This is a genomic window from Armatimonadota bacterium, from assembly GCA_020354555.1.
In the GTDB taxonomy this organism is placed as follows: domain Bacteria; phylum Armatimonadota; class Hebobacteria.
This window is the reverse complement of record CP070648.1, coordinates 706,096-729,306: the sequence shown is the minus strand read 5'-3', so window position 1 is coordinate 729,306 and position 23,211 is coordinate 706,096. Positions and strand designations below refer to the sequence as shown.

Sequence of the window (23,211 nt, the reverse complement as noted above, 5' to 3'; positions counted from 1 at the left end):
GCGCCGCGGCCGTTGAAGAGGTGATGACACCCCGAGCGCGGTATCCAGAACGAAATCTGACAGGGAGGGCGGGATGTTCGAATGGGATTGGGTGCATGAGCCGACGGAGCGGCTTCCGCGGTGTCATTGTGCGGTCATCGTCGAACTGCCGAACCGCGAGTTGCTTTCCGCGTGGTACGCCGGCGAAGACGAGGCGCGGCCCGACGCCGCCGTGGTGATCGCCCGCAAGGCGCCCGGGGGCGCATGGAGTCGCCCTCCGCTGATCGTGGCGGACACCCCCGGCAAGCCCGAGGGCAATGCGATATTATGGGTCAATCGCAGAGGCCGGCTTCAGTTGCTCTACGGAACCATGCACGGCAAGCTCGACGGCCCGCCGGGTCCGGGCGTGCGCTGGGATACGGTGGATCAGAAGATGAAGCTCAGCGATGACCTCGGACATACGTGGAGTGAGGACATCATGCTGCGCGCGGAATGGGGGTGTGTTTTTCGCACCAAGCCCCTCGACCTCGCGAACGGCGACACGATTATCGGCGTCGAGCATTCGAGCGAACACAGTCTGTTCCTCATCTCGGAGGACGACGGGGACACGTGGTGGTACACCGGCGAGTTGCCCGGTGTGCCCAACCAACACCCGACCATGATCCAGCGGTCCGACGGCTCGATTCTCGCGCTGCTGCGTCCCTGCGGACAGCATCGCATCGCGCGCAGCGTCTCTCATGACAACGGCAGAACGTGGGAGCCCGCCGTCAACACCGACATGCCCAACCCCGGCGCCGCGGTAGACATGGTCAAGCTCGCCGACGGCAGGGTCGTCCTCGCGTTCAATCCGCTGGAACGCGGGCGCAGCGCGCTCTCGCTCGCGGTGTCGGAAGACGACGGGGAGACGTTCCCCGTCGTGCGCGACCTGGAGCGCGAGGACGAGGGCGAGTTCTCGTACCCCGCCATCATCCAGGATCGCGGCGGCCTGGTTCACGTCACCTACACGCACATGCGGACGCGCATCAAACACGTCTGCTTGGCGCCGGATTGGGTGTATGGGCAAGACGGTTGACGGCGCGCTGGCGCGACGGCACGCGCCAGCCGGCCTTCGCGTCATGATTGCTGCCCACCTCATGTCTCGACTCGGAACCATGACATGACAACGCGAGCGCGATGGATCGCCACCGTCTGGATCGGGGTAGTGGGCATCTCGCCCCAGATCGTCATGAGCCTCTACGCGCTCGCGCAGCCGGCATTCCAGAGCACGTTCCGCCTGAGCTACGAGCGCATGGGGCTGCTCGGGCCGGCGAGCGTTTTCGGCTACGGCATTGCGGCGCTCATCGCGGGCATATTGCTCGATAGCGTTGCAGTCGCGGCGCTGGCTCGCGTCGTCCTGTTGATCGCGGCGGGGGCGTGCATCGCCGGTGGCCTGGCGCCGTACTGGGTGCTCCTCGCCGTGACCATGGTCGTCTTCGGCCAAGCGTCGGGGGCGCTCAACGTCGTGCCGATGGTGTACTTCTCGGACCTCCACCCCGAGGATCGCACGCGCGCGATGGCGCGCTGGCAGTTGTGGGTCTCGCTGGCGAGCGTGCTCATACCGCTGGTGATCGGCGCGCTGCTGGCTTCGGCAGCCGCCCGCTACGGCGAGCCGCGCGGGTGGCGCGTGCTGCTGCTGGCGAGCGCGCCGCTGTTCCTGCTGCTGCTCGCAGTGGTGCCGGCGCGGTCGCTGGGCCGGCGAACCGGCGTCGAACCGGTGCGCTGGGAAAGCGTCGCCGCGCTGGCGCGCAGCCCTTTCTTCCTCGTCGTGCTCATTCTGGGCGTGCTGCACACCTCCGCCGATAACAGCGCCTACTTCTGGCTCATCCTCATGGCGAAAGAGCGCTTCAATGCAGGCCCGGAGATGACCAGGTATCTGGTTGCGGCGCACGGCACCGCCTACGTCATAGGACGGCTCCTGCGCGGCACTCTGCGTTGGCCCCTGGGGCCGCTGCCGAACATCGCGCTGGGGTCGCTGATCGGCGCGGGGATTCTGCTGCTCGCGGTGCGTGCGCCGGCGTTCCCCGCGGTCGTCGTCCTGTACGGCATGGCGGGGCTGTGCACGTCGCTCAACTGGCCTTCGACCCTGGGCTACGCCGGCGAGCGCTTCCCCACCCAGACGGGCACGGTGCTGGGTGCGGTAAACGCGGTATCCGGGCCGGGCACACTGGCGGTGAGCATCATCATGGGGTATGTCAGTGAGCGCGCAGGCGTCGCCACCGGCATGCTCATCCCGCCCGCGATGTTCTTCGCGTTGAGCCTGTTCGCCGTCGCCGCCCACCTGCGCTCAAAGCGCGCGGGATCGTTTGGCACCTGATCGCCTGGGACCGTCGCCGCGCGGCCGCGAACGCGCTGGCTCCAGACTCCTCACCCCGGTTGCAGGAAGAAGTTCACGTACGTCGTCGCGCCCGCGGCGACGGGGATGTCTCTTCTGGTCTGGCCGGGGCAGCCCGCTTTGCTCGCGCCGACAGCCCGTGCTCAGTCCGCGCACTTGCGCTGGACGTGGTCAATCGCAAAGACTTGATCGCCGGAGATGGTGACGATATTGTACGTCCCCATCAGTTCCTCGCTCGTGTTGAGCAGCATCAGCCGCTTGGGGCCGATCCATTGCATGCCGTCGTCGTGGGTGTGGCCGTACACACACAGCCGGTAGTTGTTGGCGGGCAATTGCTCCTGGAAGTACGGGAACTCCTTGTCACTGAAGCGGTGGGAGAACGCGACACCCATCGAAGGCTTCGGCCGCTCGAGCTGCTGCTCCAGCCACGTGCGATTGGCAGGGAGGTTGAGGTATTCCCACCCCCAACTCGTATCGAGGCAGAGGTAGCGATGGGAGCCGAAATCGAACGCGTAATTGCCCGGCCCGCAGTAACGCTCGTAGATGTTGCCGGCGGCGCCCGGTTGCTCTCCTTCAGCGCGGTCGTGGTTGCCCGGCGACAGAAACGTCGGCACTTCACAGCCGTCGAGCGGCTGCAGCAAGTCACGGTACTGCTCCGGCGTCGCGCGATCGGTATCGTCTCCGCTGATGAGCACGAAGTCCACTCCCATCGGATTGATCTCGGCGATGGTTCGCTTGAAGACCTGGTCGCGCAGTGGGGGATCCTCGCGGCCGATGTGCACGTCGGTGACGTGGGCGAAGACGTAGGACTGCGGCCATTGCGCCACGACCTTCACCGCGCGCTCGGCCGTATCGCGCCGGCGATCGGGCCTGGTGGTAACGAGCATGTCGTAGAGCCCGGGCGCCATGTCTTGCGGCACGACTGCCTCAACGGTAATCGAGCCGTCCTGCGGCTGGAGCGGCGGCTCCTGCCGGGAATGCGTGAAGACGATGGTATCGTCGGGGCCCCGGTAGAGCGCCACCCGCATTTCCTCGACCGGCTGTCCGGCGACGATGGTCACCTCGAACGCATCGCCGGCCTGCACGATGGTCGGGAGCGTCGAGATCGGCCTGACGATCATGGCGAGCGTGCCGTCCAGGTTGCGGGCGGACGCGCCGAGCGACGTCAGCGCGGCCAACAGCAGCGAGACAAAGACGAGACGACGGGAGAAATGCAGGTGCATGGCTGAGAGCCACCTCCTCACTTCGGGACGCAGCATCCCGACTGGTCCTGCCAATACTACGCGGGGGCATGCGTCGCGTCAACCCGCGATGCCGGAGGACGGCGTTCGGGAATGCCGCCTCGGCGGGTATCGGTGAGCGCACGTGCCGTCCGGGCTGCCTCGACCCGCCGACGGCGAGGAGCTTTTGCCCTTCGGAGCGAATCAGCGGCTCGGTGGGAGGAATCCGATGGCGAGGAACGCCATGTGGCCGAGCGCAGTGGGTCAGGTTCTCGCGTCCGTGCTGATGCTGGTGGCGCTGAACGGCTTCGCGATGGGCCAGAGCGCACCCGGTGACAGCTACGCGCGCACGGAAGGCCGTTGGATTGTGGATGGCCAGGGGCGAGTGCTCATACTCCACGGCGTCAACGTCGCCAATTCCTGCAAGGCGCCGCCGTTCCTGCCGTGGCAGAGCAAGGACGAGATCGCGTGGCTGAGGAAGGCCGGATTCGATAGTGTGCGCTATCTCACCGTTTGGGAGGCGGTAGAGCCGCAGCCCGGGCAGTACGACGACTCGTATCTCGATCAGGTCGCGGAGCGCCTGGAGTGGTGCCGCGAGGCCGGGCTCAAGGTCGTCCTCGACATGCACCAGGATCTGTACTCGCGCAAGTACGGGGGCGACGGCGCGCCGGAGTGGGCGTGTGTGGACGACGGGCTCGAGTACAGCCACCCCGGCGGCGGCTGGTTCATGGCGTACATGTCCCCGGCGGTGATGCGGGCGTTCGACAACTTCTACGCCAACAAGCCGGGGCCGGGCGGGGTCGGCATCCAGGACCGCTTCATCGCGATGTGGCAGCACGTGGCGAAGCGATTCCGCGACGACACGAACGTCATCGGTTACAACGTCATCAATGAGCCGTCGTATGGAAGTGCCTTCGGCACCATCATCGGCGCGATGGCAATGGGGGCAATGCAGCAGCTCGGGCCCGAGGCCGGGGCGGCTCTTGCCGGCCAGGGTGGAGACCCGGCGAGCAGCGGCGACGCGATCGCCGGGATCGTGAAGGCGTTACTTGAGAGGGATGCGCTGTTCCCGGCTCTGGACGCGGCGAGCGCCCCGGCGCAGGAGTTCGAGCGGGCGGTCTTGCAGCCGTTCTACAACCGCGTCGTCGCCGCGATCCGCGAGGCGGATCCGCACCACGTCATTTTTCTCGACCCGCCGCCGGGTGATATGTCCGGAGCCCTGCTGCGCTCCGGCCTGGAGGCGCCGCAGGACGCCGCCGGCCGACCGTTCCCGAATCTCGTCTTCTCTCTTCACTTCTATGACTTCTCCACCAATTTCGACTTCCCGTACACCGGCACGTCGGCGTATCTCAAGGAGTTCCTCGCTCGCGCCCAGCAGCGCGGCGACAGCATGGGCATGCCCACATGGTTCGGCGAGTGGGGAACGTGGAGTCCTCAAGTGGAGCGGCCGGACGGCGGACTGCTCGTCCGGCACCACATGGATGCGTTCGACGAACTCCTGTGCGGTTGGGCGTACTGGCAGTACGGCAAGGAGTTCCAGGACCTCGCCGTGATGCCGCTGATCACGCGGCCGTATGCGGAGGCGATCGCCGGCGTGCCGAGCCGGATGCACAGTACGGACGAGCGGTTCGAACTCGATTTCGCGCCTCTGGAAAACGGCGGCGAGACGGTCATCTGGGTGCCGCCGAGCACCGAAGCCGAAGTTGAGGTTGCGTTTGCGGGTAAAGGCACGGCTCAGACCAGCCGCGACGACAGCGGCGCCGTGCGCGTGACGTGCTCCCCTGGCGCCGACGCGTGCACAGTGACCATTTCGTTATCGGGCAAGGGGTGGTCGTCGGCGCGCTGAGCGTTCGTAGAATGCATTGGCCCCGTGTCTCGGCGACCGTCGACGGCGCATACGAGCCGAGAAGAGAGCGGCCCGCCCTGATGCTCACCGGGGCGGGCCGCTTAGTTCGTGGCGCGCCTCGCACGAGCACGAGACGCTGCGCCGGTTGCAGGTCGAGGCCTACTGGATGCTGTTCGGCTGGCAGACCAATGCGAGAATCTGGTAGAAGCTCAGCCGCAAGTACTTGACGTGACCATCAACGAACATGGTCGGCATGCAGATCGGTATGGTCGGTGCGGCGCCGCCGAGCTCGACCGGCACGACGTGGGTGTAGGTGTAATCGTGTGAGTATCCCTCGTGCGCTCCGTAGTCGTCACAGCCGCCCATGCCCTTCCACACTGGGTCGTCCATGATGCCCACGGCATTTCCGCAGCAGAAGAAGTCCTGCGGGTTCTGGTACTCGTCATTGTTGATGTAATCCAACATCAGACAGACATCCCAGATGGTGCCCACAGTTCCGTTCTGACTTCTGCACGTCCCCGCCGCAGGATCGAAATGGGCGCAGGCCCACCAGTAGGTGCCACTGCCGTTGAATCTGTCGTAGGTGTCGCTGGCCAAGCGTCCGACCTTGCGCACGCCGACCGCCGGCCCGGACGTGAGGACGACCGTGTGCAGCGTAAAGTAGGGAAATCGCCGGACATTGGTCGGACAGTTGAAGAGGTCCAGGCTTTTCACGTACGGCACCAGAAGATCGGCCAACTGCCAGAAATCCGCCGACCCAAGGCCGGCCATCGGGTCGGTGGCATACTGGTTGCCGGGATCCATCGGATGGGCGCTCGCCATCCAGCCGGTGGAACTGGCTGCCGGCAGCACCTCATCATAGTCCTGAGCGTACATGAGCGCCGCGAGGGCGATCTGCTTGAGATTGGACAGGCACGTCGCCTTCCTCGCCGCCTCCCGCGCCCGTGCGAACACGGGGAAGAGGATGGCGGCCAGAATAGCGATGATCGCGATCACCACGAGCAACTCGATGAGCGTGAAACCCCTAGTTCTTCGCATCTCGCGTCCACCTCCTTTCTGACCCCGAAGCCATATGCTTAAGAAGTCGTGCTACCGGCTGCTACGCCGCCGCTGGCTCCGGTTGTTCATCTCCGCTTCGGACTGACATCCTCGAGCGCGCGAATCGCTCGACCACTCAAGCCGCTCAGCGAGTTTGCCAGCAGCCATCTCCGAACCATCGGCCATGTTCATCCGCCCTGCGGTCGAATCCTCCCGATCATTGTCGATTCTCGTGCCATTCGTCATCTCCACACTGTGGGAGTTGAGCCCGAGCTGCGCGGGACCCGAAACGCGGGCGCAACCGGGCACACGCCGTGGCGAACCGCCGGGCCGCCCGCGCGGCAGTCGTCGGCGACCCCAACCGCATGGCGCGCAAGGGAGAGGTTGTCGCGACTCAGGGCAAGGATGTCGGGCCGCATGAGAGAAGACGGATGGCATGAGCGAAACACAGGCCGGTAGGCGCCGCATCCCCTGGCGCTGGGTTGTCCTGCTGCTGATCGTGAGTGTGCTTACGGCTTGGCTGGTACGCGGTCGGGTTGCTCCTCACGAGGTGGCAATCATCCGTGCGGCTGAGCAGCCGGTGGTGGAGACACTGGCGACCACGGGTCGAGTTCGCGGGGTGCGCGAGGCGAGTCTGGGCTTCGACATCGGCGGCGTGGTCGCGGCGGTGATGGTTGAGGAAGGCGACCGCGTCGACGCCGGCGCGACCCTGATGATGCTGCGCACCGGCGAGCTGGATGCCGCGTTAGAGCAGGCGCGCACACAGCTCGCCGCCGCCGAGGCGGACCTGCGGCAAGCGGCTGCTGCGCCGCTGCCATCGGAGCGCCGGCGGCTGGAGGCGCAGTTGGAGCAAGCCGAACGCGTCGGCGAGGCAAGGGTGTACCAGGCGCAGGAGAGGGTGAGGCAACTCGAGGCGGGTTACCGGCGCGAGGAAATCCAGGAGGCGGAGGCGGAGCTGAGCCGCGCGATGGCCGCCGCCGACCTCGCCCGCGCCGACTTCGCGAGAGCCGAACGGTTGCACAGCCATGGGGCCATCTCAGCCGCAGACCTCGATCGGGCGCGCGCGGCGCTGCGCACGGCGGAGCAAGCGACGGCCGCCGCCCGGTCTCGCCTCGACCTCCTGCGCGCGGGCACGAGAGAGGAAGAGGTCATTCAAGGACGCGCTGCGCTCCGGGCCGCACAGGCCGAAGCCGAGGGCAACCGCGAGGCGGCGAGGCAGGCGCTCGCGACCTTGCTCGCCACGCCCCGTCCCGAGGTGATCGCCGCCGCGCGCGCTCGCGTCGTGCAAGCGCGGGCTGCGCTCGATAGAGCCGAGCAGCAGAAGCGAAAAGCGGCCCTCGTCGCTCCCTTTGCCGGCGTCGCCACCGATGTCCCCGTCGAGGACGGCGACGCGGTGTCGCCGGGCCAGACCGCCATACGCCTGGTCGAACTGCAGGATCCGGAGATCGAAGTTGAGACCGACGAGCAAAACCTGGCGCTCCTGCGGCTGGGGCAGGAGGCGGTCGTCACGTCGGAGGCATATCCCGGGCGCAGCTTCAAGGCCGCACTCAAGGACCTCGGCGCACGCTCCAATCCCGAGCGCGGGACGCTGCTCATTAGACTGCGTCCCGTGGAATCCCCGGACTGGCTGCGCAGCGATCTGACGGTGGACGTGAACGTGTTGCTGGGGGAGAGCCCCCGGCTCCTGCTGCCGGCGTCGGCGGTCAACATCACCGGCAGGAGAGCGACGGTGATGATCGCGAAAGACGGGCGCGCGGTGGCGCGCAACGTGGAACTGGGCGAGAGTGGGCCGCAGGGCCTCGTCGTGCTCGGCGGCATCTCCGATGGCGAAGCGGTGATCGCGGACGCGAGCGTCCGCCCCGGGGCGCGGGTGAGAGCGAGGACGGAATGATGTGGCGCTTCGAGCGCAGCGTGGCCTGGCGGCACTTCATCACGGGCGGCGGCCAGACTGTGCTGACCGTTGCTGCGGTGGCGGTTGCCGTGCTGCTTATCATCTTCATCTCGTCGCTCATCAACGGGCTGCAAGTCGGGTTGATCGAGGATATCCTCGGCGGCTCGCCGCTGGTGACGGTGACCCCGCCGGAGCGCGAACCGCGGCCTTTGTGGGAGGCGGGGATTGACGCCGACACGCCGGTCGTGGCCAAAGTGGATTCGGCGTACCAGCAGCGCTCTACCATCGAGCAGTGGCGGGAGTTGATGGACGTCATCGAGCACACCCCGCACGTCACGGGCGTCGCCGCTCGCGCGACCGGCGGCGGCGTTGTGGCTCGCGGCGCGCGCACCATCAGCGCGGCCATCATCGGCGTCCAGCCGGAGCGCGAGATCAAGGTGATCAACATCGGCAGGCGGATGGCGCACGGTGAATTCACCCGACTCGACCGCGAAGGTGTGCTCATCGGCGTCAAGATGGCGGACGAGCTGCGGGTGCAGATTGGTGATCGCATCCGCGTCACCTCCAACGAAGGGCAGACGGGAACGTTCTTCGTGCGCGGCGTTTTCGATCTCGGGCTGCCGGACGCCAACGAGCGCTGGGTCTTCATGCGGCTGCGCCCGGCGCAGGGGCTGCTGGAACTGGGCACAGATGTCACCGCGATCAACCTGCGCACCGACGACATCTATCGCGCAGACGCCGCCGCCAATGAGATTCGAAAATACACACGGCTCGACGTGAAGAGCTGGACCATCGAAAACCGCGCGTTCCTGGACGGGCTGCAAGGGCAGAGCCGCAGCTCCAACACCATCGTCGGCATCAGCGTTCTGGCGTCGCTCTTCGCCGTCGCGGGCGTCATGCTCGTGTTCGTGGTGCAGAAGTCGCGCGACATCGGCATCCTCAAGACGATAGGTGCAACCCGTCGGCAGATCTCACGCATCTTCCTGCTCGAGGGATTGGGCTTCGGGCTGGCCGGCGGCGCTCTCGGCGGCACACTGGGGACCGCAGGGGCGCTGCTCATCCAGAATACACCTCGGCCGGGAGGCGGGACCTTCGGCGGCAAGCCCGCGACCGTCGTGCCGATGCAGTGGGAACCGAGCATACTCATCGCAGCCATCGTCGCGGCGATCGTCGTCGGCGTGGTCGCCAGCGTGCTCCCCGCCCGGCGCGCCGCGGCGCTGGACCCCGTGGAGGTGATACGCAGTGCCTGAAGCGGAAGCCCTGCTCGTCGCATCCGACGTGCATAAGATCTATCGCAACGGGGCGGAGACGGTCGCCCTGCGCGGCGTCAACCTGACCATCCGCCGCCGGGATTTCGTCGCCCTCGTCGGGCAATCGGGCTCCGGCAAGACCACGCTGCTCAACCTGCTCGGCGCCCTCGACCGCCCCACCGGCGGCAGCATCAGCCTTGAAGGCCGCGACTATAATCGCCTGAGCGACGACGAACTGGCCGAGCTGCGCCGCCGGCGCATCGGCTTCGTGTTTCAGTTCCATTATCTGCTCAACGAATTCACGGTGCTGGAGAATGCGTTGATGCCCCTGATCGTCGGCAGAGGCACGGCGCTGCGCGAGGGCCAGGACTACGTGCGGTCCCTGCTCGACCGGGTCGGGATGACGCCGTTGCTGCACAAGCCCGCCACCCAGCTCTCGGGCGGCGAGGCACAGCGCGTGGCCGTAGTGCGGGCGCTCGTCAACAAGCCGTCGCTGATCCTGGCGGACGAGCCCACCGGCAACCTGGACACGGATAACGGTCGCGAGGTTTTTCAGCTCATGCGCGAGCTGAACCGCGACCTGGGCAGCGCCTTCGTTCTCGTCACGCACGACGACCGGCTGGCGTGTCAGGCGGACCGGTTGGTGCGCATTCAGGACGGCGGCATCGTGCAGGACGTGCCGACGAGCGAGCTGCCGAATTTCGAATGCCAGGCGCCCGCCGGGCAGTGCCCGTTCCAGGTCATGCCGGAGTCGGCGAAGTCGTGATGCGTTGGGCGCGCCGCCCCCGCGCCGCAACGCGGTTCACTCAGCCACCCGCAGTTCCTCGACCCGCTGGAATTCGCTGACCACGTAGTAGGTGCGGATCGCCACGCGGATCAGAGCGCTTGCGGGCGATGCCGCGAATACCTTCAGCTCCGGGTGCTTGGCGAGATACAGCGCGAGCAGCCTCTCTTTCTCCACGCCGCCGGCTTCCTCGGCTTGTCCGATGGCGGTCACGGCGATCGCCCGCGCGAAATCAGCTTCGTCATTCGACCGGTTATCCACCAGCAGCGCTGCCCTGGAGTCCGCCGCCAGGTTGGCATGCTTGCGCGTGCCACGCTCCGTGGCGAATACGAGGCACCTCAGATCATCGGTTGCCGCGAACGCCACCAGGCTCGTGTACGGCTGGCCGTCGGCGTGGGTGGCGAGCACGGCGAGTCTCTGCGAGGAGAGCAGGTCGCTCAGGTGATCGCGCAGTCTCGGTTCTTCCATTGTGGCTCCTGCCTTTGGGTAGACCCGATGTCGTCGGGGGGCCGTGGACGGAGTCTGACAGCTCCGGCCTGCGTGCGTCCGACGACGGCGAGATTCTACGCTCCGCGCCCGGCTGACGCTCGGCGCTACGCTCGGAATGACACCTGCGAGGCCGCTACTTCGCTCTCAGCGCCTTCTCCACCTCGGGCGCGGTCTGCTCCGGCTTGACCTTGTACCAGGCGTGGGCGATCTTGCCCTTCTCGTCAACCAGGAATGACGAGCGAATCACGCCCTGGAACTTCCTGCCGTACATGGACTTCTCGCCCCACGCTCCCCACGCCTGCGCAACCGCATGGTCGGCGTCCGACAGCAGGGGGAAGCCGAACTTGTGCTTGTCGTCGAACCGCTTCTGCTGCTCCGGCGTATCCGGGCTGATGCCCGCGACCTCCACGCCGAGCTTGCGCAACGCGGCGCGGTGGTCGCGGACGTTCTGCGACTGCTTGGTGCAGCCAGTCGTGCCCGCTCTGGGGTAGAAATAGACCAACAGCTTGGTGCCCTTGAAGTCGGCGAGCTTGACGGTCTTCCCGTTCTGATCGGTCAAGGCGAACTTCGGCGCCGCATCGCCGGGTTTGAGCTTGGGCATTTCTCATCTCCTCTCGCTGGCGCCTGCGCGACCGCGGCGGCTGCCTATTCCACGGCCTCGCGCCTAGGACGCTTCTCCCTACTTTCATGAGCGGGTGGGAACTCCTGTCGCGGTTGTGGAGCAATCGGAGTCGCGCTGAGCGGCAGTCGTCACGGCATCTCGGACGGGCTCAAGTGGGCGCCGCCGAGCAGTGCGTCCCGCAAGGACTCAAACACCCGCGCATCACGTCGGTGCTGTGACTGCGAGCGCTTGCGCATCGCCGCCAGCGGCATGCGCATGCGCGGGTTGCGCCGCAGCGCCTCGTCGTGTCGCGCCAGGAACGCCCAGTAGAGGTCCGTGAACGGGCAGTCGCCTTTGGGATCAAACCCGCAGCGCTTGCAGTAGTCGCTCATTCTGTTAATGTATGCTGCGCCGGTGACGTACGGCTTAGTCGTGATCACGTCGCCGACGGCGTACGTGCCCATGCCGAGCACGTTCGGCTCGACCACCCAATCGTACGCGTCCGTGTACGCGGCCCAGAACCAGTCCGTGATCTCGCGCGGGGAGATGTCGAGCAGCGCCGCGAGATTCGACAGCACCGTGAGCCGCGTGATGTGATGGCTCCAGCCCTCGCGCCACACATCTGACACGACGCAGTCGAGGCAGGCGAGGCCCGATGCGATGCCCCAAAACGCCGGCGGGAGCGCCGTGTCGCCCCCGAGGGCCGACGGTACGGCGCCGCCATCAGGCTCGCCGGGGAGAGCCGTCCTGGGCCAGGGCGCGCCCGCCCACCGCCGGTAGCCGCCGTCTCCCGGCGACGAGGCGACCGGCGGACTGCCTTCGGGAAGATCCCGAAAGCCGTCGGTCGCCAGGTGCACGTGACGGACAAACTCGCGCCATCCCAGAACCTGCCGGACGAAGCCCTCCTTGCTCGCCAGGGGAACGTCGAGTCCCAGGACGTCGGCGACCACTTCCGCCGGGAGAAGCCGGTGCAGGTTCAGCAGCGCCGAGATGCGGGTGTGGAACAGGCCGCTGGAACTGAAGGACATCGCGTCTTCGTACGGACCGAAGGTGGGCAGGCACTCGCGCTTCGCCCACGACCACAGCGTCTCCGCGTCCGCCGCGGTCGCGGGCAGATGATCCATATCGAGCCGTCCGGGGTGGTGGCCAAACGCGGATTCGATGAGTTCCGCCACTTCCCGCTTTACGGGGTCTGACGCAAACGTCGGGGGCTCCGGCGCCTGAGGCGCGCCCTTCCACGGGAGCCGGTTTTCGGCGTCGAAGCTGAGCTTGCCGCCCTCCGGTTTGCTGCCGCTCATCAGGATGCCCGTCATTCGGCGAACATGCCTGTAGAAGGCGTCCATGCGCCACGGGGGGCCGCGTCGCTGACTGGTGTGAAATTGATCGGACGAAGTGAGCCAGCCTTCGTGCTCGATCAGCTCCACGCCGCCCGCATCCGCCAGCGGCTGAAGGTCGACGCGCAGCTCCCGTTCCGCCGGGGTCATCGCCCGCACTGGTCCGAGTTCGACAATCAGCGGCCGTAGGGCATCGCGGTAAAGAGAGCGCGTGACGACGTGGCGCACCGCCACCCCGCGCGCAGCCTGCTCGAGAGCGAAGTGGCGCAGGTTCGCCACGATCAGCGCAAGCTTCTGCTTGTGATACGGGCGGCGGGAGGCCTTCCACGGATTCTCGACGAGCACGACGCCGAGGCGGCGGGGGTCTTCGCGGGCAAGGGGGCCGATGCGGTCGGAGAGCTGATCGTATGGCACGAACAGCCAGCGCCGTCCGCGGGAGTCGAGCTGGCGCTCGGCAAGCAAGCAGCGGAATGCACTCATGACCGGAGCCCGCGCCGGATTACGGCCGCGCAACTCCACAGGCGATGCGGCGTCGCTGCGAATCCGGCGCCTAACCGCTGGATCGGAAGGCGGTGCGGCGTTACTTCGGCATAACCACGCTGTCAATCACGTGGATGACGCCGTTGTCGGCGGCGATGTCGGCCTGGATGACCTTCGCGCCGTCAACCTTAACGCCGTCCGCCGTGTCTATCATCAGATCTTGGCCCTGGACCGTCTTGAGTGACGTGCGCTGGCTGACATCGGCCGCCATCATCTTGCCCGCGACCACATGGTAGGTCAATATACCCTGGAGCTTCGTCTTGTTCTCGGGCTTGAGCAGGTCCTCGAGCGTGCTCGCTGGCACTTTGGCGAACGCGTCGTCGGTTGGCGCAAAGACGGTGAACGGTCCGGGGCCCGACAACGTGTCCGCCAGTCCGGCCGCTTGCACCGCTTTCACCAGGGCGTTGAACGTGCCCGCCCCGATCGCGGTCTCCACGATATTTGCCATGTCCTTTCTCCCTTCATGCGCACAATCGCGTTCGGCTCTGCGGGACGTCGGCTCCGACAGCGATGCGCGCTCAGACTCCTCTGAACACCTTACTCTTCCTTGGGCATGACGACGGAGTCTATCACGTGGATGACGCCGTTCGATGCCATGATGTCGGCCCCGATCACCTTCGCGCCGTCCACCATGACGGTGTCACCCTCGACCTTAAACGTCAGGTCCTGCCCGTTCACGGTCGTGGCGGACGTCATGGTCGTGACATCCGCCGCCATGAGCTTCTCGGGGACGACGTGGTAGGTCAGGATCTTGGTCAACTGCTCCTTGTTCTCGGGCTTGAGCAGGTTGTCCACTGCGCCCTCCGGCAGCTTGGCGAAGGCGTCGTCGTTGGGCGCAAAAACCGTGAATGGCCCGGGCCCCTTGAGTGTTTCGACGAGCCCCGCGGCCTCAACGGCGGCGACCAGATTCTCGAACTGGCCCGCTTCCATGGCCACTTCAACGATATCCTTGGCGGCTTCACGCTCGGGGGCGATCGGCGCGGCTGGCGGCGACGGCGCAGGCTTCGGCCCGCAGCCCATCACCACCGCGATCACCACCAACGGGACGACGGCGACCACACCCATGACTCTCAGTCCTCTCACGCTCACTCACCTCCCTTGCTCTGGGCTGAAGTCGTGCGCTCGACTCGCGCAATCGTTTGGGTCCTTTGCCCCTGAGTGAACCGCTATGGTCGCGGCTTGTCAACGTGATTGCTCGCACAATCGACCGGCTTGTTCGCTCCGTCACACAACACGCAGCGTCACCATCTGTCGAAATCATTCGGTGCTGCGCCCGGAGGGGCCCGGTCGCTCGTCCTGAGCGTGCCGAGTGAGGCCCGGCTGCGGCGGGCAGGCCGCGCTTGAGAATGGGCGCGACGAAGTCGCCCCCCGCGTAGGGCGCCCCATCCCCGCTCTGCGCGCTCATACCCCGTGTCCACAGAAAACATTTGACAGATGAATAGCTTTGGTCTAAACTATTCCGGAGGCAGCCTATGTCAGCAGCCGAGCAGCCAGCGATGCGTGCGTGGCGCGGCTTCGTGCGAGCGAAGGCAGAAGTCGGCCGCGCCATCCATCGAGAACTGCGCGAGCGCGGGCTGACCGGAGCGCAGCTCGGCATCCTGCGAGTGCTGGCCGATTCGGGCAGCGAGGGCGTCAAACTCAATGAGATTTCGCAGCGGCTCTACGTCACCTCCGGGAACGTCACGGGGCTGATCGACCGGCTCGAGGAAGCCGGCCATCTCGCGCGCGTGTCGCATCCGGAGGACCGGCGCAGCACGCTTGCGGTTCTGACGCCCGCCGGGCGGGAACTCTTCGAACAGATCTACCCGGCTCACGTCGCTCGGATCAAGGGCTTGATGTCGGCCCTGACGACATCGGAGCAGGCGCTGTTGGCGGACCTGCTCGGCCGGCTCGCCGATCATGCGGGAGAGATGGATCAGTAGCTGCGGGTGGAACCGCACCTCGTCTTTCCTCTGACCACCGGCATGTGCTGAGCTTTCCGTGCTGCCGCTGTGCAGCCCGATGAGCGCTATTCGCTGCCCGCTCGCGCGGGTTCAGGTGAGTGGAGAACCATGAGAAGCGGTATTGCGTTGTTGATCCTGCTGGTCGTGACCGCACCCGGGCTGGCCGCCGAGACTGCGGGGCTGCCGCCCGTGATGTGGGAGCGCATCCGGGCGGCCGAGCCGGAGTCGGTTGACCTGTCGCCGACGCCCTCCCCGCAGGCGCCGCCCGCGCTGAGCCTTACGGAATGCCTTGACCTGGCGTTTCGCCATAACGCGCGCTTCCGCCGCGACCAGGCGAACCTGGTCAACTCCAGGCAAGGGCTGTGGGTGGCCGATCAACGCCTGTTCTACGCCGCCACCGCCCGCGCGGAACGGGAACGGCCGGTGGGCGGGGAGTCGGAGGACCGGGAATCGGCTTCCGCTGTGGCGCGCTGGGAGGGGCTCGCGGGCGACGCCCTGGAACTCGAGGTCGGCACCGGCTCGCAGAGTTCGTTCGGCGATGTGCTCACCCAGCGCCCCGCGATCAGCGCTACCTACGACCGGCCCATCCTGCGCGGGGCCGGGTTGGCGTCGTCCACCTGGGAGCGCGTGCGCAGCGCGCGCGTCGGCCTGGCGAACGAGGAACTCTTATTCTACGAATCTCGTCAATCTCTTGCGCTGAGCATCATCCAGGCATACTTCCGAGCGCTGCTGGCGCAGGGGGAGATCGAGATTGCTGAGCGCGCCGTGGACCGGGCCAAGCGCTTCTACGACCTGAACTACGTGAAGTTTACCGGGGAAGAGTTGAAGAAGCCCGGCGAGGAGTGGGTGACGCAGGTTGCCGAGATTGACGTGGACCAGGCGCGTTTGAGCTGGGAGCGCTCCAAGCAGTCCCTGATCAGCCGTCAGCAAGGGTTTCAAGACGCGGTGGATGCGCTGCTGCTCGAGATGGGGTTTGTCGCGGGCGCCACGCCCGACCTGATGACGGCCATAGCGTACGAGCCACAGGATTACGATGAGGCGGGGTTGAGTCAAACCGCGCTCACCAACAGCACCGAACTCGCGCGGCTCAACCTGAGCCGGGAGGACGCCGCAGCGGCGCGCAGGATTGTCTACAGCGAGTACAAGCCGGATCTGACCGCATCGGCTGGGTTCACGGACGCGGGCCAGACGATCGGCGGGCAGAGCCTCAGCGCCGGCTGGTTTGCGGGGCTGCGTGTCCAAGTGCCGTTGCGCGAGCGGGCGCGGTTCGAGAACAGAGACCGCGCCGATCGTAACCTTGACGTGCTCGATCAGCAGATCGTCGCGACGCGCGAGCAGGTCACACAGGAGATGCAAGCCCTGGTGCGGGCTGCGGAAGCGACGCGGGCCCGCATCGCCATCGGCGAGGACGCTGTCGCCCTGGCGCGCAAGAACCGCGAGCAGGCCCAGGGTATGTATGATGAGGGGCTGAGCGACTATCTGCGCGTGCTCGACGCCGATCGCGGGCTGGTCGAGGCTGAGCGGTCGTTGCTGCAGGAGAAGGTCGACTATTTCCTGACGACGATACGGATACGGCGGGCGTTGGGCGAGGACATCACAGCAGGCCTGCCCGGCTAGCGCGCGGCTCCCGCGCGCTGGACGAAAGCGCGATGGGCGTACAGCCCGAGAGGATGAGCCGGGCGATCGAATCCGGCAGCGTGATGGATGGCATAGACAAGGTGATTCGGTGAGGGCGAAACGTGTCATAGGCGGCCTGGCGGCCCTGGCGGTGATTGCCAGCGGTGCCTGGGCGTGGCGAACGTTTGCGGCGCGCAGTGTGGACTCAGGTCCCCCCACCGCCACCCCAACCCGGGGCGAATTCGTGGTCGCGCTGCAGGTGGACGGTAGCCTGCAAAGCGACGACGCGGTGACGGTGCGCAACGGCAAGGCCGGCGGTAAGCTGACGATGATCGTGCCTGACGGCGCCATCGTACAGGCCGGCGAGGTGTTCTGCCGCGTCGAATCGCGCGAGATGGAGCAGCGAGAAACGCAAACCGAGCTGCGCTTCAAGCAGGCGCAGGAGGAGATCGAGAAGACCGAGGAGAGCGCGCGCGAGGGCTACGATAACGCCAAGCGGGCGGCCGAGCAAGCGCGCCAGGATCTGCAATTGTGGGAGGACTCCAACCGCGTGCGTATCAAGCAGGCTGAAGACCAACTGGAGTTCGATCGCGCCGAGCAGGAGCGCCTGCGGATCGAGTACGAGCGGCAGCAGCGCATGGCGGACAAAGGCTACATCGCGGGCGCCGAAGCGCAGGTCGCCAAGGCCGCCTACGAGGCGCAGGAGTTCAAGGTCGAGCAAAGCGTCAAGGATCTCGAGTTGAGGCGGCGGGAGATCGAATCCGAGCTGCGCCAGAAGAAGACCGCGGTCGAGGCAGCCGAGTACAAAGCCGAAGTCACCCGCACGCGCATCGACGAGCAGGTCGAGCACGCCAAGGACCGCGCGGAGATGACGCGCAAGGAACTCGACAAGATCCGCGAGTCCCTGGCGGAAACGACGGTGTTCGCCCCGCGCGCGGGCGTCCTCGCCCTGTTCTCCCGTTACGTGGGCGGAGAGCGACGCGCATCGAGGGCCGGCGATCAGGTATCGCCGGGCATGCTCTTGGGCACGATCTCCGGCAGCGAGAACATGTCGGTGTGGTGCCGCATCAAGGAGACGAACATCGGGTCGGTGTGGAAAGGGCAGCAGGCCGAGATCGACTTTGAGGCCCTGGCTGGCCGCGTCTTCAGCGGCACCGTCACCAGCGTCGCCGCAGTGGCGCGCGAAGTATCGCTGTCGGAAGACCCCAAGGCCGATCCCAACGAGCGCGTGTTCGATACCTGGGTGAAAGTGAATCAGGACCAGCCGAGCCGCCTGAAGCCCGGCCTCAACGCCAGCGTGCAGTTCATCGTCAAGCGCATCCCGGACGCGCTTTACGTTCCGCTGGAGGCGGTGTTCGAGCGCAAGGGCAAGAGCCTGGTCTATGTCAAGCGCGACGGGCAATTCGCCGCGCGCGAGGTGACCGTGGGCGACCGTAACGACGTCGCCGTGGTGATCCGCTCCGGCCTGCGCGACAACGAGATCGTGGCGATGGAGGACCCGACGCGGCAGTCGGAAGAGACGGAGGAGGAGGCGTGAGCCTCGTGGATCTGCAGGACGTAACCAAGATCTACCGCGCGGGAAGCGTGGATGTGCCGGCCCTGCGCGGGGTCGACCTCAACGTCGAGCCGGGCGAGTTCGTCGCCATCATGGGGCGGTCGGGCTCGGGCAAGACGACGATGCTCAACGTCCTGGGATGCGTGGACCGGCCGACCCATGGCCGCTATCTGCTTGCGGGCGAGGATGTGCGCCGGCTCAACGATGGCCAGCTCTCGGCGCTGCGACTGAGACGCATTGGGTTCGTGTTCCAGACCTACAACCTGCTGCCCGGTATGTCGGCGCTGGATAATGTCATGCTGCCCACGATCTATAGCGGCCGGCCGCGGGCGGCCGAGGCCGCGCGGGAGGTACTCGTGCGCGTCGGCCTCGCGGGACGGGAGCACCACCGGCCAGCGCAGCTCTCCGGCGGCGAGCAGCAGCGCGTCGCCATCGCCCGCTCGCTCATCAACGGCCCGTCGCTCATCCTCGCCGACGAGCCCACCGGCAACCTCGATACTCGCATCGGTGAGGAGGTGCTCGGCTTGTTTCAGGATCTGAACCGCGATGGGATCACTATCCTGCTCGTGACTCACGAAGAGCAGATCGCAGAACATGCCCGGCGCATCGTCAGGCTGCGCGATGGGCGGATCGAGAGTGATATGCCGGTACCGCAGCCGCTGGATGCCCGTGCGGTGCTGGCGCAGATGCCCCTGGAGGCTGAGCCTACGTCATGAAGCGCGTGCTGTACCTAGCTCTGGTGATTGCGGCAGTGGCGCTGGGCGCTTGGTGGACGCACGGTCGTCTCGCCGGCCTCAAATCAGTCAAGGCAATCGCTCCGACCGCCGAGGTAGAGGTCGGGCCACTCAGGGTGACCTTGCCGGTCAACGGCATTCTCGAATCGTCGGAGGAGACCCCGGTTTTCGCCGAGGTCGGGGGGACGATCATCGAGCTCTGCGAGAACAACGCGCCGGTTGAACCGGGCGACCTGATGGTCGCGCTCGACACCAAGTACCTCATAGACCAACGCGATGAGCTGAACCAGAAGCTGGCGGACACCGGGGAAGCGCTCAACAAAGCCGAAGCTGACGGCGAGGTGGCGGTGAGCCAGGCCGAGGGCGAGGTGGCGAAATCGCGCGAGGCACTCGACCTGGCGAAAGCCAAGGCTGTGGCCCAGCGCGAGAAGATTGCCGCCCAGGTCGCGTTTGCCGAGGGGGAACTGACCCGCGCGGAGCGCGAACTCGCTCGTGACCGGCGCCTCGAGGAGATGAAATACATAGCCGGCACCAAGCTGCAAGAGACCGAAAAAGCCTATCGCCGGACCGAATTCGCGCTGCAACAGCGCCGTCTGGAACAGGCGGACATCACGAGACAAACCGCTGAGGACATCAGGCAGGCAGAGAGCGCGCTGGAACTCGCCCGCCACAATTTTGCCACCGCCGAGGAGGACCGCGAGTTGTCCGTTGACGACGCCTCCATCGCCGTCGCGGATACCCAGGCGAAGCTCGCTGAGGTCGAGCAAAAGATCGAGCAATCCCGGGTGGTGGCGCCGACATCGGGCCTGGCCGTCATAGATATGAATACCGAAAACTGGCCCGAACGCCGCCCCTACCGGATCGGCGATGAGGTCGGACAGCGCCACGCGCCGGTAACCATATACAACGTTGAGAAGATGCAGGTGCGATGCCAGATCGGGGAGATGGACATCTCGCGCGTGCGCAACGGCCAGAAGGCCTTTGTGCTATCGCCGGTCGAGCCGGGACGGCGCTACGCGGCGGAGGTCATCGCGGTCGAGCCGGAAGTCGGGGCTTGGGCCGCTGGCGGCGCGCCCGGTGAGCGCTACCCCGGCGAGGTCGTGGCGGTGGAGGAACTGGCGCGTGATGCGAATATCTGGGAAGGCGGGACGCCCGGCAAGCGGGTCTTTGGCGCCCTGGTGCGCCTGACCGAGAGCGACCCCGTTCATCTTCGCCCCGGCATGACTGTCGACCTGGAAATCATCTTGCAGGATCTTAGGGATGTCGTGACCGTGCCCATCCGCGCCGTGTTCGATGAGAAAGGCCGCAGCTTCGTGTATCGCCGGCGCGGCGACGGCTTCGAGGCCGTGCACGTGACCACGGGAACGCGCGGCGACCTGCTGATTCAAGTCCGCAGCGGCGTGCGGCCGGGCGACCGCGTGGCGCTGGTGCGCCCGCCGGCGGGACAGATCGTCGCCCGTGGGGAGGCAAGCTGATGCGCGCGCGCAGGGCAATTGCAGGCGTGGTGGTCGTGGTGCTGCTCGGTGCGGCCGCGTGGGGCGCGTGGCGTGTCATTCCCAGGGGCGCCGCGCCTGCCGCCGACAGCGTGGAAATGGTGGTGCGCGCGGTCGCGAACCGGCAGGATCTGCTCATCACCGTGGATCAGACCGGCTCCCTCAGCGCGCTCGACTCCATGCCCGTCATGCCCGAAGTGTCGGGGCGGCTGGTGTCGGTGACCGAAAACGGCGTGATGGCCTCCGCGGGCGACCTCATCGCGATGCTGGATCCGACCGAGGGCGAGGAGCAGGTCAAGCAGTTGACGCGCGAATACGCCGAAACGCTCCGCAAGCTCGAGCAAGCGAAGAAGCGGGGCGAATCCAACTTGGCCGAGATGGGAATCAAGGTGCAACGCGCTCGCGACGAGGCGGCTGTGTTCGAGCGCCAGCAGCAGGCCATACTGCGCGATCTGCGCGACAACATTACCTTCCAGGAAAATGAGATCGAGCGCCGGCGCGAGCAGCTCGACGTCAAGCGGCGGCTCGCGGGCGCTGGCCTCATCGCGGGCACCGAAGTCGAACGGGAAGAGGCTGGGCTCAGGGCCGCCGAGTTCGGGCTCCAGCGCGACCGCACCGACTACGAACTGAAGAAATCGCAGGCGGAGTCGGATATCTTTGACCGGCGCAAGCGCGCTGATGATATCGAGCACGACCTTGGCGTTGCCCGGCGCAGGGCTGAGCGCGACGTCCGCATGGCGCAGAATCAGGTGGAGAACCTCAAGCTCAGGCTGGATCGAGAGAAAGAGGAACTGCGCAAGACCGCCATCACCGCGCCGACGAGCGGCCTGGTGGTGTTGAATCCGCAGCATCGGCGGCACGGCGGCGGCGACGTGCCGCGGGCGGGGGACCGCATATGGGCGGGGCGCCAGTTGGCACAGATCGTGGACACGAAGCACATGCAAGTCAAGCTGGAGTTGGATCAGGCGCGCATCAGCGGCGTCAAAGTGGGGCAGGAGGCGATCGTCGAGATTGATGCACTGCCCGGGGAGAGCTTCGGAGGCAAGGTGGTCGAGATCGGCCAGACCGCGCGGCGCCCGCCGCTCGAGGGCTGGTGGGGGATGTCGTCGGAACAGACCTTCCCGGTGACGATCGAGCTGCCTCGGGTCGAGGAGACCAAGATGCGCCCGGGGATGCGCGCCAACGTTCGGATCGTCATGAAGCGCATCGAGGATGTGATCACGATTCCGACGGAATGCGTGTTCGAGCGCGACGGGCGATTCGTCGTCTACGTCGAACGCGACGGACGATATCGCGAGGTGACCGTCAAGATCGGTGAATCAAGCGGCGACTACACCGCGATCGTTCAGGGCCTCAAGGAGGGCGACGGCGTCGCCCTCAACGACCTCGGGACATCGGCTGTGGCCTCCGCTCCCGCGCAGGATCGGCCGCGATGAGGCTGAATCTCGCTCCCTTCACCGCCCCCGTCAAGACCGGCTTCCGTGAGCTGTGGAGCCACAAGTTGCGCTCGCTGCTCACCATGCTTGGCATCATCTTCGGCGTCGCCGCCGTCATCGCCATGGTCTCCATCGGCGAGGGCGCGCGCCAGGAGTCCCTGGAGCAAATCCGCCTGCTCGGCATAGATGTGCTCCACGTGCGGCGGGTCGCGCTTGCCGGCGAGCTGCAGGACGAAGCGGCCAAGAAATCGCCCTTCGGCCTGAACTACGGCGATGCGTTGGCGCTGCGCGACCTGTCCGATTTCGCCAAGCGCGTGGTACCGTCGTGCCGCGTTTTCGGCGAGGTGACGGTCGGCGGCAAAGCCGTCGAGGCACGGGTGTTCGGCACCGCTCCCGGGTACGTGTACACCGCGCATCTGGACACGACCTACGGCCGGTTCATTGACGATGAGGATATCAAGCGGCGCTCTCACGTCTGCGTCCTGGGCGCCGAGGTCAAGCGCGACGCCTTCGCGTTCGAGAATCCGGTCGGCAAGTTCATCAAGATCGGCATGAGCAACTTCCGCGTCATCGGTGTCATGCAGGAGCGCGTGCTCGAGACCTCGGAGACGACCTTCGCCCTGCGCGACTTGAACCAGGACATCTACGTCCCGATCACGGTCGCGATGGAGGATTTCCAGATCTATGTTGAGAAGGCCATCCCGGTCAATCCCGAGGCGTTGATGGGGTTGATGTGGGAGATGATGGAGCGGCCGCCGCTCAACCGCCGGCCGATCAGCGAGATCGCCGTGGAGGTCAAGGATTCGGACAAGACGGTGCCCGCCGCGCAGGTGGTGAAGCAGATCATCAGCCGCCGCCACCAGAACATGCCCGACTTCGAGATTATCATCCCGCTCGAACTGCTCCGCCAGCGCCAGCAGACTCAACGCATCTTCAACGTCGTCATGGGCGCCATCGCCGGCATCTCGCTGCTCGTCGGCGGCATCGGCATCATGAATATCATGCTCGCCACCGTCACCCAGCGCGCCCGGGAGATCGGCGTCCGCCGCTGCATCGGTGCCACCCGCGGCGACATCGTGCGCCAGTTCCT

19 protein-coding genes and 1 pseudogene are annotated in these 23,211 nt (G+C 66.4%); 13 read left to right on the top strand and 7 right to left on the bottom strand.

Annotation, left to right across the window (positions count from 1 at the left end; all coding sequences use genetic code 11):
* The first annotated feature begins 73 nt into the window (after positions 1-73).
* Positions 74-1,051, top strand: coding sequence for an exo-alpha-sialidase (locus JSV65_02965; GenBank protein UCH35327.1), 978 nt, complete (start codon positions 74-76; stop codon positions 1,049-1,051).
* Positions 1,052-1,135: 84 nt separating this feature from the next.
* Complete coding sequence (locus JSV65_02960; protein UCH35326.1) at positions 1,136-2,332, top strand: MFS transporter; 1,197 nt, start codon at positions 1,136-1,138, stop codon at positions 2,330-2,332.
* A gap of 161 nt (positions 2,333-2,493) precedes the next feature.
* Here the strand turns inward: JSV65_02960 and JSV65_02955 are convergent, their stop codons facing one another.
* Positions 2,494-3,573, bottom strand: a complete 1,080-nt coding sequence (locus tag JSV65_02955) for a metallophosphoesterase (protein ID UCH35325.1) — start codon at positions 3,571-3,573, stop codon at positions 2,494-2,496.
* 226 nt (positions 3,574-3,799) lie between these two features.
* On the opposite strand from JSV65_02955, the gene JSV65_02950 reads away from it, so the two are divergent.
* Positions 3,800-5,416, top strand: a complete 1,617-nt coding sequence (locus tag JSV65_02950; protein UCH35324.1) for a cellulase family glycosylhydrolase — start codon at positions 3,800-3,802, stop codon at positions 5,414-5,416.
* An 843-nt stretch (positions 5,417-6,259) separates the two neighbouring features.
* Here JSV65_02950 and JSV65_02945 read toward each other — a convergent pair.
* Positions 6,260-6,454: pseudogene (locus JSV65_02945) on the bottom strand (prepilin-type N-terminal cleavage/methylation domain-containing protein).
* Positions 6,455-6,890: 436 nt separating this feature from the next.
* Here JSV65_02945 and JSV65_02940 point away from each other — a divergent pair.
* Genes JSV65_02940 through JSV65_02930 form a run of 3 tightly spaced genes read left to right on the top strand, consistent with a single transcriptional unit; the run spans position 6,891 to position 10,361 of the window.
* Complete coding sequence (locus JSV65_02940; GenBank protein ID UCH35323.1) at positions 6,891-8,345, top strand: efflux RND transporter periplasmic adaptor subunit; 1,455 nt, start codon at positions 6,891-6,893, stop codon at positions 8,343-8,345.
* The gene (locus JSV65_02935; GenBank protein UCH35322.1) at positions 8,342-9,595 is read left to right on the top strand and encodes an ABC transporter permease; all 1,254 of its coding nucleotides are present in this window, start codon (positions 8,342-8,344) and stop codon (positions 9,593-9,595) included. Before JSV65_02940 ends, JSV65_02935 begins: the two co-directional genes overlap by 4 nt.
* A 10-nt stretch (positions 9,596-9,605) precedes the next feature.
* Positions 9,606-10,361, top strand: a complete 756-nt coding sequence (locus tag JSV65_02930; GenBank protein ID UCH36683.1) for an ABC transporter ATP-binding protein — start codon at positions 9,606-9,608, stop codon at positions 10,359-10,361.
* Between the two features lie 36 nt (positions 10,362-10,397).
* Here the strand turns inward: JSV65_02930 and JSV65_02925 are convergent, their stop codons facing one another.
* The 5 genes from JSV65_02925 to JSV65_02905 all read right to left on the bottom strand — a co-directional run bounded on the left by JSV65_02925 (position 10,398) and on the right by JSV65_02905 (position 14,363).
* On the bottom strand, positions 10,398-10,847 hold the full coding sequence (locus JSV65_02925) for a pyridoxamine 5'-phosphate oxidase family protein (protein UCH35321.1): 450 nt from the start codon (positions 10,845-10,847) through the stop codon (positions 10,398-10,400).
* 154 nt (positions 10,848-11,001) lie between these two features.
* A complete protein-coding gene (bcp, locus tag JSV65_02920) occupies positions 11,002-11,469 on the bottom strand; it encodes a thioredoxin-dependent thiol peroxidase (GenBank protein UCH35320.1) in 468 nt (155 codons plus the stop codon).
* Between the two features lie 149 nt (positions 11,470-11,618).
* A complete protein-coding gene (locus JSV65_02915) occupies positions 11,619-13,283 on the bottom strand; it encodes a cryptochrome/photolyase family protein (protein ID UCH35319.1) in 1,665 nt (554 codons plus the stop codon).
* Between the two features lie 100 nt (positions 13,284-13,383).
* Positions 13,384-13,791 carry a fasciclin domain-containing protein gene (locus JSV65_02910; protein ID UCH35318.1) on the bottom strand — a complete coding sequence of 136 codons (408 nt, stop codon included), beginning with the start codon at positions 13,789-13,791 and terminating at the stop codon, positions 13,384-13,386.
* 89 nt (positions 13,792-13,880) lie between these two features.
* A complete protein-coding gene (locus JSV65_02905) occupies positions 13,881-14,363 on the bottom strand; it encodes a fasciclin domain-containing protein (GenBank protein UCH36682.1) in 483 nt (160 codons plus the stop codon).
* Between the two features lie 452 nt (positions 14,364-14,815).
* Between JSV65_02905 and JSV65_02900 the strand changes: the two genes are divergently transcribed.
* The 7 genes from JSV65_02900 to JSV65_02870 all read left to right on the top strand — a co-directional run.
* Entirely contained in the window at positions 14,816-15,265 is a 450-nt protein-coding gene (locus JSV65_02900) for a MarR family transcriptional regulator (protein ID UCH35317.1), read from the top strand.
* A gap of 129 nt (positions 15,266-15,394) precedes the next feature.
* Positions 15,395-16,903: a TolC family protein gene (locus JSV65_02895; protein ID UCH35316.1), complete on the top strand. Its 1,509-nt coding sequence runs from the start codon at positions 15,395-15,397 to the stop codon at positions 16,901-16,903.
* 109 nt (positions 16,904-17,012) lie between these two features.
* A complete protein-coding gene (locus tag JSV65_02890) occupies positions 17,013-18,440 on the top strand; it encodes an efflux RND transporter periplasmic adaptor subunit (protein UCH35315.1) in 1,428 nt (475 codons plus the stop codon).
* The gene (locus JSV65_02885) at positions 18,437-19,174 is read left to right on the top strand and encodes an ABC transporter ATP-binding protein (GenBank protein UCH35314.1); all 738 of its coding nucleotides are present in this window, start codon (positions 18,437-18,439) and stop codon (positions 19,172-19,174) included. Before JSV65_02890 ends, JSV65_02885 begins: the two co-directional genes overlap by 4 nt.
* Positions 19,171-20,667: a hypothetical protein gene (locus tag JSV65_02880; protein ID UCH35313.1), complete on the top strand. Its 1,497-nt coding sequence runs from the start codon at positions 19,171-19,173 to the stop codon at positions 20,665-20,667. The genes JSV65_02885 and JSV65_02880 overlap by 4 nt, the downstream gene beginning before the upstream one ends.
* On the top strand, positions 20,667-22,121 hold the full coding sequence (locus JSV65_02875; protein UCH35312.1) for an efflux RND transporter periplasmic adaptor subunit: 1,455 nt from the start codon (positions 20,667-20,669) through the stop codon (positions 22,119-22,121). The genes JSV65_02880 and JSV65_02875 overlap by 1 nt, the downstream gene beginning before the upstream one ends.
* Positions 22,118-23,211 (top strand): ABC transporter permease (locus JSV65_02870; GenBank protein UCH35311.1); only part of this gene is annotated, 1,094 nt, incomplete at its 3' end. The genes JSV65_02875 and JSV65_02870, both read left to right, overlap by 4 nt.